This window comes from Vibrio sp. J1-1 (genome assembly GCF_021728395.1).
Lineage (GTDB): Bacteria > Pseudomonadota > Gammaproteobacteria > Enterobacterales > Vibrionaceae > Vibrio.
Genome location: NZ_JAKKCM010000005.1, coordinates 153540 through 165728, shown reverse-complemented (window position 1 = coordinate 165728; position 12189 = coordinate 153540). Strand labels below are relative to the sequence as shown.

Below are 12189 nucleotides of genomic sequence, written 5' to 3'. Positions count from 1 at the left end.
TTAGAAATTAACCTTATTTAACGTTCGAACAATGGCGCCTTGATTCATTTTCACTATATTGAGAGCATTGTTTATGATGCTTTGACGGTCTCGTCCGGAAGAGATTAGATTCGAAACATGTTCAGCTATAGTGTGATAATCCTGGGCAATTATAATTGCCGAAGAATTTCTTAAAGCATCAATAATTTCTGAAAAATTAAAATAACTCGGCCCCGTAATAACCGGCACACCAAGTGCGGCTGGTTCTAGCACATTGTGCCCACCAACTTTGTCACCGATTAAACTACCGCCCATAAAGCAAACATCGGCTGAGCCAATTAATATCAGCAACTCACCCATGGTATCGCCGAGGTAAACCTGAGTAGACTCCGTCACTTCTGACTGTGACGTTCGACGAACAGTTTCAAAGCCTTGGTTTTGGCAAAGTGCAAACACATTATCAAAACGTTCTGGGTGTCGTGGGACGAGAACCAACAACGCATCTGGATGTGACTCAAGCACTTGTTTATGAGCCTCTAGTACCTGCTCATCTTCACCTTTGTGTGTGCTGGCTGCAATCCAGACAGGGCGGTTCACTCCTAAATCCGATCTAAGAGCTTTGCCTTGCTCTTTCACATCGTCGGAAATTTGAATATCAAACTTTATTGAGCCCGTCACGGAGAGTTTGTGACTTTCGACGCCTAAGCGCTCAAATCTGGCTGCGTCGGATTCTGCCTGACAAAGTACCTGCGTTAAGCAAGGATGCAGCAAGTTAAACAGTGCTTGGACCTTGGCGTAGTTGCGGCATGACTTTTCAGACAAGCGAGCGTTGACGACAGTGATTGGAATTCCAGCTTTATGTACTGTATTGAGAGTATTTGGCCAAAGCTCGGTTTCAATGATCAGCATTTGCTTTGGGTTTATCGCTTTCAAAAAGCCTTTTACTGCAAAGCTAAAGTCGATTGGCATGTAGCGGTGCTCGACTAAATCACCTAACTTTTCTATTTGCTCTGCACCTGTACTAGTCGTAGTGGTAACTAGAATAGGCTGTTCTGGGTTCTGCTTTTTCAGTGCTTTTATCAACGGCGCTGCCGCGATGCTTTCACCTACTGATACGGCATGAATCCATATTGGTCGTTGGTCATTGTTAAGCTTTGGTGTGATACCAAAATGCTCTTTCCAACGCGGCCCAAACTTGGGTTTGTTTGGCTTGCTCTTGTACAAACCAAACAAAAGAATCGGCGAAGCCAGAGCCAGCAACAGGGTATATATGAGTCGAATTAACATGAGCTAATCGTAATCGCTTCGAGTTTTTGGATGCTATTTAACACTTGCTTTGGAGATAACTCCGTCAGGCACTTAAGGTGGTTAAACTGGCATTCACGCTGAAAACATGGGCGGCAATCAATATCGGTATGAACAATCTCGACTTTTTCCGCAAGCGGCGGCGTGTATTTGGGCGACGTAGAACCATACACTGCGACAACATTACAGCCGACCGCAGCTGCGACGTGCATTAATCCTGAGTCATTCGCTACTACCGTTTTACATGCAGCAAGCAGATCCACGGCTTCGATCAAGCTGGTTTGTCCGGCAAGAACATGAATATGTTGTTGGAATTGCGGTGGAACCAAAGCTCGAATCCCATTACAAGTCTCAAGATCTTTTTGCGAACCGAATAGCCAGATTTGATGGCCTTCTTTGCACATTTGTGTGGCAACTTCCGCATAATGGGTTTCTGGCCACTTTTTGGCCGGGCCAAACTCAGCGCCTGGGCACAAACCAATGATCGAACGTTCTTGATTAAGGTTAAATTTCTGGATAGTCGTCTGTTGCTCTTCTTCACTGATAGCAAGGCGAGGGCGGGGAAGAGTTTCTAGTCCACCGAGAGATGTTGAGTCTACCATCTGCGATTTTGGATAAGCCAAAGCCACATAGCGTTCCACCATATATTGGAACGACTTCATGTTAGGACGAATATCATTGAGCAAGCCAAAACGCATCTCGCCTTTCCAACCTGTACGAAGTGGTATATTTGCAAACCACGGTATCAAAGCGGATTTAGCTGATTTTGGCAGGATATAAGCGTGGTCGTATTTCTTCTCACGCAGTGTTTTACCAATTTCACGACGGCCGAGAAGGTTAAACTCACCATGACCAATTGGCATTTCAATCGCCTTATTTACCTCAGGCATTCGCTCTAAGATAGGCTTACACCAGCCTGGAGCAATGACATCAATCTCGCTTTCAGGGTTTAGTTGCTTTAAAACGATATATAGGGATTGCGACATGACCATATCGCCGACCCAAGATGGACCAATAATTAAGATCTTTTTCATTTTTTAACTTGCCAGTCAGTGTCGTATCTCGGCTTAAAGATATTGTAATAGTTATTGCCGTCTTTTTGCGAACGCAATAATTGGAGTACCCACATGTATTGCTCCGGTTTGCTACCCACAAAGTACTCTATTGCTTGGTTGCAGGTACGTGCGTCTTGTTCGTCACCTTTATCCAATTCGAACGCAGGCAAGATTTCGATATCAAACGTCCCATCTTCTGTGTTCATAGAAGCAAACATAGGCAACACTTTAGATCGCGATAGTTTCGCAATTTTACCTAAGCCTGGCAGCGTCGCTTTACGTGTCGCAAAAAAGTCTACAAACACACTATGTTCCGGGCCATGATCTTGATCGGGCAAATAATAACCCACGTAACCATCACGGATTGATTTTAAGAATGGCTTAATACCACCAGAGCGTTCATAAACTCGCCCGCCATACTGCACACGTTGTTTATGCATCAGCCAGTCTGTGACTTCGTTCTTTTGCTTTTTCGCCATTGCTGATACGGGCATTCCCATTGAAGCAAGCAAGATAGCAGGAACATCAATGGCCCAAGAGTGCGGGACCATTAAGATTACATTTTCGTTGTTATCAATATGATTTTGTAAGATGTCCAATCCTCTGATTTGACAACGTTTCTGCAGCCATGTCGGAGAACGCAAACTCAATAGTACAAAGCGGAAAAAGAACAGTGCTGCGGTATAGATTGTTTTTTCAATCAGGACTTCACGTTCTTCAAAGGTTTTTTCTGGGAAACATAACTCAAAGTTTACGCGCGCTCGGTGGGCAGGCCCTTTACGTGACTTTGATAGTTTTTTCGCGACCATTTTTGCTAACCACTTTTGCGCGCTTAGCGGCATTATCGCTAAAGGCAAAAAGAGCAGAACACCTAACCAAGTCCCCCAGTATTTAGGCGATAGAAAGTGGCGCTCAAATTCAGGGTTATAGGCTTTGGGGTCGAAATCATCACGTTTATTGGTCATGGCGTGTCTAGTTACCTATACGTATGGAGACGAGTGATTTAAATGCAGATAAAGGAAATGATACAGGCTATTGAGGCGGAGTAAAGGTGGCAGGTCATAATAGCCGCCACCCCATAATTGCGAACAAAGATACTTAGCGGTTTTGGATAGCTAGGTATTCTGCAACACCTTCTGCAACCGTTTTGAATTCTACATCACAACCTGCTGCGCGTAGCTTAGTCAGATCGGCTTGAGTGAACTCTTGGTATGCGCCTTTAAGGTGCTCTGGGAAAGGAATCGTTTCGATTTCACCTTTACCGTGGTGAGTGATCACCGCTTTCGCAACTTCTTCAAAAGATTCCGCACGACCTGTGCCACAGTTAAAGATGCCTGATACGCCGTTTTCTAAGAACCATAGGTTTACTTTACATACATCGCCGACGTAAACGAAATCACGTTTAAAGGTCTCGCTACCTGCGAACAGTTTCGGGTTTTCGCCGGCATTCAGCTGGTTATTTAGGTGGAAGGCAACCGATGCCATGCTGCCTTTATGATCTTCACGAGGGCCGTAGACGTTGAAGTAACGGAAGCCAGTTATTTGAGATAGAGTCTCACCGTGCTCTTCAGCATCTTGCCATAGGCGACGAACGTAGTTATCAAACTGCTGCTTTGAGTAACCGTAGACGTTGAGTGCGCCTTCATATTCACGCTCTTCAACAAAGGTATCTGTCTCACCGTATGTTGCTGCAGAAGAGGCGTAAAGGAATGGGATTTCACGATCTAAACAGTAATGCAGTAGCTCTTTTGAGTACTCATAGTTGTTGAGCATCATGTACTTACCATCCCACTCGGTGGTTGCAGAGCACGCACCTTCATGGAAAATTGCCTCGATCGGACCGAAGTCATCACCCGCCATGATTTGGGTAAGGAAGTCGTCACGATCCATGTAATCTGTGATGTCCAGATCAACTAAGTTCTTAAACTTTTTGCCATTTTTTAGGTTGTCGACAACCAGAATATCGTTCATACCAGCTGCGTTGAGAGCTTTAACAATGTTGCTGCCGATCATGCCAGCACCACCAGTTACGATGATCATAGAACTTCCACCATAGATTAAAATTTTCTCAAGAATTTTAGCAAGAAACGTAATACAGCGCTATTAAAGGTTCTAGGGCCTAGGATTCTAGTTCCTAGGCCCTTTCATTACTTACTTCTCATCCGAATGATTTGGTCGCTGGAACCAAGGGTTTCGCTCATCTGTTAGCTCAATCAAGCTGTACTTACGACCTAGCTTCTGACCACCATCACGAGTCAGCGGCTGCCAACTGAAGTTCGCTCGGTTGTTACTTGGCTTAACTGTCATGATGTCGTATGGAATTGAAATGTAGAAGCCCTTAGTAAAGCTGCCTTCACCAAACTCATCGGCTGACAAGTCACTTACCGAGGCAAATACACCAGCGATAACACCGCTCTTGAATTGCTTAGCAAAATTCAATTGAGCGCCTTTATCTCCACCTAAGAATTGGCCAACATCTAGCTGGAACATCGTATCAGACAGGAACTCCCATTGCGGGAAGTAGTAGCCAGACACAAAGCCAGTAAAGCCTTTATCAATAACCTGGAACGGGCGACCATATTCTGGAATGTTCTGCCATTTGTCAGTGTAAACACCAAAGTAACTTTGTGGGTCACGTTGAGAAATTAAGTTTACATCTGCTCCGATAGCCCAGTTTGAACCTTGCGGGCGATATAAGAGTTCCGTACCTACACCTGCGAACATGCTTTCCAGATAACCGGCATAGAACTGCTGGTCTACCGAATCCGAGTATTCCTGGAACCAAGTTAACTGCAGATTCGACATGGTGATGTCGTGTTCGTTCTGGTATGCGCGGAACATGGTACGCACACGTGGAATCGTTGTGCCATCCGGTGGTGTGACGTAAACAAACTTGTCATAGTTGTTGTACCAATCCCAGTAAAGCGAACCGCCTATTTCTAGGTTGTCAGTTAACCAGTAAGAGGCATTACCATTTAAGCCAACACTAAATAGATAAAAGTCTTCTGCGCTACCCAGAGTTTGAACCAATTTAGGTGCAAAACCCCAGTCGAAGCGTTTATAACCATCGTAGGTCACTTCACCTTGTGGCTTGTCGCTCAATGATGAAACTACATCCTCGATTTTTGGATTGACGTAGTTTACTTGTGCGTAATCTCGGTATTTATCTTTTGAGATTACCGTTTGGTTTGTCACTAGCCCACGGTTTCGCTCATTAATGGTAAACGTATCAACACTGCTTGGCATTTGGTTGGTCAATACCGCCGCCGCTTTTTCATGTGCTTCGTTGCGGTCACGGTACTTCTTCTGCTCACCGACAATCGCTACCGTCTCATCTTTCGCGTAGATCTTGGTGTTTTGGTAACCAGCGATCTTATCCAAGTCTTCCGTTACGCGCTCCCAATCAACCTGAGAAAGCTCAGTCGGTTGGCTATCTTCTAATTTTGGCGTTGGTGTATCACGCCAGAACGATGGCATTTTATTGAAGTTGGTGTACAGGCTTAAACCTGCAACCAAGGTATCTCCACGCTCATAACTTACGCGCAGATCGGCCATATGACCCAGACGGTACAATACACCGAAGTTCCAGGGGGTGTGTGGTGTCATGTCTGTACCACCACGAACGACAGGGTAGTCTTCACTGTAATCGTTGCTGTCGTATTCCAGCTTAAAGCGAAGCGGCGCATATAGTGTTTGGTATTCAACACCGCCGAATAGTGCAGTGGTTCCTTTAAACCAACGTTCATAATCTACGCTGCCACTACTGCCTTTATAGTCAGATGGTCGGTCGCAGTAGCGGTCTGAGATCTTACAAGCGGCATTGGTAATATTGTCTCGAGTACCTAAATAACCCCAGCCTATACCCAAAGTAAAGTCGAACGTACCTAAGTTAGGGTTAGAGTAACGCTTGGTTGCGGCGATATACTCGGCGTCAAATAGTCCGGTGCCTGCAAAGTCACGAACACCAACAGAAAGCTCTGGTAAGTATTGGGATTCTTCTAAAAGGCGAATTTTAAAATCTATACCTTTATCGGTATATTTTGTATCACCAGAGTAGTCAGGGTCATCGCTATAGAAAAGATCATTGGCGAGTGTATAACGAAGGGTCGTCTCCAGCCATGGCATTACCTGCAGTGTGACATTGTAAAACTGGTATTCATTGCTGAAGTTAACTGCAAAGTTAAACTCACCTTCTGGTGCCATACGGCCTGTTGGCATCTGCATCAGACCTACACCGCCAAAGTCCATCTGTGATGGTTGTAGAGGTGGCGCTTCAAATGGCATATCTTGAGCCCAAGCCAATGCTGGACCCATTAACGAAAGGGTTAAAGTTTTTCTAATCAACGTCATAGTGGGCTCTTCATTGATATTGGCTTCAGTTGTGTAAGCAACTTAACAATATCCTGATCCATTTCTGAGGTTTCAAATTCCTCAAATGGGATATAAACCATGGTCAATGGTGGCACGTAATATTGCGTCGTTAGCCAAGAACCGTGATGTGGCTGAACGACGTTACCATCTGGGTAAATCAAAATTGGTGGGTGGGCTAGTTCACCAATATTGCGTTTTAGATTGGTAATTTGTTGCTTTAACGGAATACCAGTTTGCTCCTTAACTGAGTAGACTTTATCTAAGTTGCCTAAGTAAATAACTTTTTCTTCTCGCTGTGAAGACACAAGTGCTAAGTCACCGGCTAGCAGCGGGTTGTTAATTTTATCTAAGCGGACGTCATCCAAATCCACAGCAGAGAACACGCGAGGAGCAAATTGATGTTTTTGGATGTATTTATAGAAAGGGTGAGCGACAAGATTATACTGAATCATTTGATTCAGTACCGAGTTTTTTAGTGAAGTTGATTCACGTAGCGCTTTTTCTGAACCGTCAAATAATGTAGTACCGAGCGGGTATAGTAAAATAAGGTTCTGCTGTTGAGCCTGCTTTAGCACATCAGATAAACGGGCGGCTTGTTGAAATTGCAATTGCTTTCCTGTTCCAACCAGATCGACGTTTAGAGATGAAGCGTTATTCGGGGAAGATTGAGCTGATGCCACACTAGTGCACGTTAGCAGAGCTAAGCTTAATAAAGATAACAGTCGTGTACTCATGATTTGCTGTATCCTTTCAATATCGTTAACTCAATGGGTACCATCTTCGGGCCCAAGTGCTGTCGGGTTTTTACTACTTGTCCTTGGCCATCGACCCAGTAAAGATTTTCTACCGATTGAGATAGAGTCGGGAAGTTGACGGATTCTTTATATAATTTTGTTGGTGTTGAAGCTATCGGTGTGTTTACCACTTCTTGACCTTGATAGGTTCGAGTGATGTGAGCAGGAAAGCCGTAACGGTATTGTTCTTGCCAATCATAAGAAAGGTCATACTCAGTAATTGATGAGCTGTAAGCAGGTACTTGACCATAGACGCCAGCAATATTGTTGTGTTGCAAGTTTATGGTTTTAACGATATGACCGTTTTCTGTCACTACCATTGCTTTATCTGAGCTTATCCATTTCAGTTGAGTTTTACCGGTACGAGGGTTTTGCTCTGCAAAGGCTAAAACAACGAAAATTTGTTTTTGATTACCAATCTTAAGGTATGCGCTGGCGTACGGTATGGCTTCAATATCTTGAGGCGAGAGCTCTACATCGATGTAATTGCCATAGGCTTCTTGAACAGTAGCGGAGACATCATTGAATTTTTGAGTACACCCGAACATAAGGCTAACGGCAGGTAAGATAAGAAGTAGGTACTTCCATTTTTTTACTCGAAAGATATTCATTATTCCCTCTTGAAAATAAAATCGCCCTGATTAAATCAGGGCGATTATTATTCGACTACTTCTGGTATTACTGCTGAGCAGAAGCAGAAGCAGAAGCAGAAGTCGTTGTAGTGCTTGAGTCGCTGTCTGTTGCAGCTACTGCTACAACTGTTGCCGCTGCTGCTGCACCAACACCTACTGCCACTTCACCACTAGCAAGAGCAGATGCGCCTTCAGTTGTGCCTGCTTCAGGAGCTGCAAATGCTGTTGACGCACTTAGAGCCATAAGAATAGCCAGAGCTGTATTCTTCATTATTTATCCTTGTTATATCCGGTATTTAAAACATCGATGTTTTGGAGTACTAATTAGCACCCCAAATTCTATTCTAGATAAAAAATCATCAGCATGTAAATAGTTTCGTATCTATCAGGTGTTAAATTTAAGAAAATAAACAGCCTAAGGAAATCGAGGAAGGTCTGGGCCATTGGATGTAAACCCGATAACCTCATTTTCCTTAAACGACCATTCCATTCTCACATCTTAGACATTTTTACCCCCCTTGCCGTTTAATGTCATTACATGCATAATTTGTCAGCTTTATTATGCGCTTTAGACCATGAGTTTTGGGTTTAAATTCACAAAGAATTGGCTTAAATAATAGTATTTCTATCAATAAACCGAATAGAATAAATCGGTAATCAGCGAACAGTGGCTAACGCGTAAGTGCCGCAGGGCGGTAGCGTGGAATGCTCAGAGATTTAACAGGCCTCACTGAACGTATTATTATATGCAGTCGCAGGTCTATACCTAGGGAACCATTACGTGATTTATAAACATCCATGGCTAGGGGTGTTGAGCTCGATCAGTTTAGGCTTGTGCTCTTTTTCTGCCTCAGCCAATTTTTATGCAGGTGCGTTATTGAGTTACTCTAACGCCGAATATCACCACACCTCCTCATCTTCAGTAGCTGAAGGAAGCCCTTTTCTTCTTCAAGCGCAAGCTGGCTACTTCTTCAATGACTACCTCGCCATAGAAGGCCGTTACGGAACCTCCCTCGAACGCGATAGCGGTCTAGCAGTCGATAGCATTGCAGCCGGCTTTGCCAAATTTAATATCCCAGTTTCTCAACGCGTCGCCCTGTATGGGCTGGCTGGTTACTCTAGTGTGCAAATCGATCAGCAGAATGTGGGCTCTGGTAAAGGTCAGGATTTTAGCTTTGGTATGGGAGCACACTATGCTCTCGATAAGCAAAGTGCTGTGGTGTTCGAGTTTATGGATAGCGTTTCCGAAGATAAAGTCCGCCTGAACGGAATCTCACTTGGCTTCCAGCACCGATTTTAATTAAAAACCTAGCGCCTAGATCTTTATGTCTAGGTTTTTCACTTCATTATATTTATAGCGATTGATCATGCTTAAAGGATATTTCTCCATTGCGGTTTGTGTATTGGCCAGTATGTTTGCGCCGTACACGTTGGCGCAAAACCCCACCCCAGAACAGCTACAAATGTTTAAGAGCTTACCTGCCGAGCAGCAACAAGCATTGGCAAGTAAGTATGGTGTTACTCTACCTTCAGGGCCTTCTCAATCAACCAGCTATAAAAATCCACAAGTCATCGAGCAGCGCCCACAAGCGGCGGCCGACCTGAACAGTGAGCAGTTTGATTGGTTAAAACCTGATGAAGAGCAAGAACTGAAACGTTTCGGTCTGGATCTGTTTGCGGGTTCACCAACGACCTTTGCACCAATTAGCGATGTCCCCGTCCCTGCGGATTATACAATCGGTGCTGGTGATGAAATCGTTATCCAGTTGTTCGGTAAAGAAAACACTACCCATCGTCTACGTGTTAACCGAGCTGGTATCATCAACTTCCCATCATTAGGCCCAGTGCAAGTCGCGGGTATGAGCTTCTCCGAAGTACGTGACTCACTTAACCAACGTGTACAGGAACAGATGATTGGTGTGCGTAGTGATATCTCCCTTGGTGAAATGCGCACCATGCAAATATTTGTCATGGGTGATGCATACAAGCCGGGTGCATATACCGTAAGCGCACTATCAACTATTTCTCAAGCGATTTACTACAGTGGTGGCTTTGGCGAGAGTGGCGCACTACGTAATATTCAGTTGAAGCGTGATGGTCAAGTGATTCGCAATCTAGACATGTACGACCTGCTGCTAAAGGGTGATGCTCGAAATGATGTTCGCTTATTACCGGGCGATGTCGTTTTTATTGGTGCAGTCAAGCAAACCGTTTCTATCGATGGTGAAGTTAACCGCCCTGCGATTTATGAAGTAAAACCGGGTGAAACCTACAAACAATTAATCCAAATGGCGGGTGGTTTTACTGCCAACGCCTTCTTTGAAAAAATCGATATAAAACGCTATGGCACTGAAGGAAGCCGAGAAGCATTAACTCTGAATTTTGTTAACTCTCAAGACCAACAAGCGAAAGTGAAAGTGGGTGATGAAGTCAACGTGCTGAAGAAAAGCGAAGAGTTAACTCGCTATGTTCAAATCGAAGGTGACGTGCGCCATCCTGGCTTTGTTGAGTGGAATAGCGGGCTACGTATCGCAGACCTTTTCCATTCCGTTGATTCTTCATTCAACTCAACAGCAGATGTTAATTACGCCTTAATCGTACGAGAAATCAATTCTCAACGAGATATTGAAGTACATCAAGTTAACCTTGCAAAAGCGATTTTATCTCCGGGTAGTACAGAGAACCTGCAATTAAACTCTCGCGATCGAGTGTTAGTATTTAACCGTTTTAATAATGAAGACTTAGATAACCTTGCTGAGGAAGATGTCGTTACCAAGGCAAAAACGCTAGAAGAAGCTCAAGCTCAAGCTCAGCAAGATCTTAAGCAAGAGCAAGAAGTCTTGAACCCTGCGGTTGCTGTGACAGCGGTAGACAGTCAGCCAAAAGCCAACGCTCGACAAACTAAGATTATTTTCCGTGGCAAAGAAATCACGGAAGAAGATTTTGAAGCACTTAAGCAAAACACTCGTCGTACTTTACTAGCACCAGTGTTATTACAACTTCAACAACAGTCGCGTTTGGGGTTAGCACCACAAATTGCGGAAGTTTTTGGAGAAGTAAAACACCCAGGTCGTTACCCAATTACACCAAGAATGACAGTTTCAACGCTATTGGAAGCGGCTGGCGGATTAACTTACAACGCATTTACTATCAACGCGGAACTGGCTCGTACTGTGGTTAATAGTGTCGATGAACGCGCTTATATTGATGTAGAGCGTATCGACCTGCGGAAAGCCATTCAGGGTAGCACTTCTGACGACGCGATTATTGCTGGTCGTGACCGGTTAAACATTTTAGAAAAGCCAAGCGTTAAATTGCAAAGTACTGTGACTCTACAAGGTGAAGTCCGCTTCCCAGGCACCTATACAGTGCGCCAAGGTGAGACACTTGGAGAACTACTGGAACGCGCTGGTGGCCTTACTGAGTTTGCTCATCCACAAGGTGCAATCTTTACGCGTGAAGCTCTGCGCCTACAAGAGCAGAAACTGCTAAACGAGTACGCTGCTGACATGCGTGCAGAAACCGCGAAGAAAACCTTCCGCGCTGATAGTAACTTAGGTTCTGTCATTTCTGACCCAGATAAAACGCTGAAGTTTGTTGAAGAAGCAAGTCGTAGTAAAGCACTTGGCCGGATGGTTGTTCAGCTAAACCGCATTATTAAAGATGAGCGTTCTGCGGACTTTATGTTAGAAGATGGCGACTTCCTATTTGTTCCGACCTTCCGCAATACGGTTTCCATCATGGGTGAAGTTCAGGTTCCAATTACTTATCTGCTAGATAGCAGACTGGACGTGGATGATTACCTGAACAAAGCTGGTGGCGCAAAAAAACAAGCGGATGAAGACCGCATCTTCGTCGTACGTGCTGACGGTTCTGTTTACAAACCAACATCAGGCTACTGGTTTGGTAATAACAATGAAGAGCTAAGTGCTGGTGATACTATCGTGGTACCAATCGATACGGATTACCGTGATGCTCTCAGCACCTGGACCGCGGCAACACAAATCCTGTACCAAACGGGTGTTGCTATCAACGCACTGAAGTAATTTAAAT

At 44.4% G+C, this 12189-nt stretch carries 10 protein-coding genes; 2 read left to right on the top strand and 8 right to left on the bottom strand.

Annotation, left to right across the window (positions count from 1 at the left end; all coding sequences use genetic code 11):
• From waaA to L3V31_RS10060, 8 genes are all read right to left on the bottom strand, one after another.
• A complete protein-coding gene (waaA, locus tag L3V31_RS10095) occupies positions 1–1266 on the bottom strand; it encodes a lipid IV(A) 3-deoxy-D-manno-octulosonic acid transferase (RefSeq protein WP_237315925.1) in 1266 nt (421 codons plus the stop codon).
• On the bottom strand, positions 1260–2318 hold the full coding sequence (gene waaF, locus L3V31_RS10090) for a lipopolysaccharide heptosyltransferase II (RefSeq protein WP_237315924.1): 1059 nt from the start codon (positions 2316–2318) through the stop codon (positions 1260–1262). The genes waaA and waaF overlap by 7 nt, the downstream gene beginning before the upstream one ends.
• Positions 2315–3304, bottom strand: a complete 990-nt coding sequence (gene lpxM, locus L3V31_RS10085) for a lauroyl-Kdo(2)-lipid IV(A) myristoyltransferase (RefSeq protein ID WP_237315923.1) — start codon at positions 3302–3304, stop codon at positions 2315–2317. Before lpxM ends, waaF begins: the two co-directional genes overlap by 4 nt.
• Positions 3305–3437: 133 nt before the next feature.
• On the bottom strand, positions 3438–4379 hold the full coding sequence (gene rfaD, locus L3V31_RS10080) for an ADP-glyceromanno-heptose 6-epimerase (RefSeq protein WP_237315922.1): 942 nt from the start codon (positions 4377–4379) through the stop codon (positions 3438–3440).
• Between the two features lie 111 nt (positions 4380–4490).
• On the bottom strand, positions 4491–6689 hold the full coding sequence (locus tag L3V31_RS10075) for a YjbH domain-containing protein (protein ID WP_237315921.1): 2199 nt from the start codon (positions 6687–6689) through the stop codon (positions 4491–4493).
• Positions 6686–7444, bottom strand: a complete 759-nt coding sequence (locus L3V31_RS10070) for a capsule biosynthesis GfcC family protein (RefSeq protein WP_237315920.1) — start codon at positions 7442–7444, stop codon at positions 6686–6688. The genes L3V31_RS10075 and L3V31_RS10070 overlap by 4 nt, the downstream gene beginning before the upstream one ends.
• Positions 7441–8115, bottom strand: coding sequence for a YjbF family lipoprotein (locus L3V31_RS10065; protein WP_237315919.1), 675 nt, complete (start codon positions 8113–8115; stop codon positions 7441–7443). The genes L3V31_RS10070 and L3V31_RS10065 overlap by 4 nt, the downstream gene beginning before the upstream one ends.
• Before the next feature lie 67 nt (positions 8116–8182).
• A complete protein-coding gene (locus L3V31_RS10060; RefSeq protein WP_237315918.1) occupies positions 8183–8407 on the bottom strand; it encodes a hypothetical protein in 225 nt (74 codons plus the stop codon).
• 510 nt (positions 8408–8917) lie between these two features.
• Here L3V31_RS10060 and L3V31_RS10055 point away from each other — a divergent pair.
• On the top strand, positions 8918–9436 hold the full coding sequence (locus tag L3V31_RS10055) for a porin family protein (protein ID WP_237315917.1): 519 nt from the start codon (positions 8918–8920) through the stop codon (positions 9434–9436).
• A 67-nt stretch (positions 9437–9503) separates the two neighbouring features.
• Positions 9504–12182 carry an SLBB domain-containing protein gene (locus L3V31_RS10050; RefSeq protein WP_237315916.1) on the top strand — a complete coding sequence of 893 codons (2679 nt, stop codon included), beginning with the start codon at positions 9504–9506 and terminating at the stop codon, positions 12180–12182.
• The last annotated feature ends 7 nt before the right edge of the window (positions 12183–12189 follow it).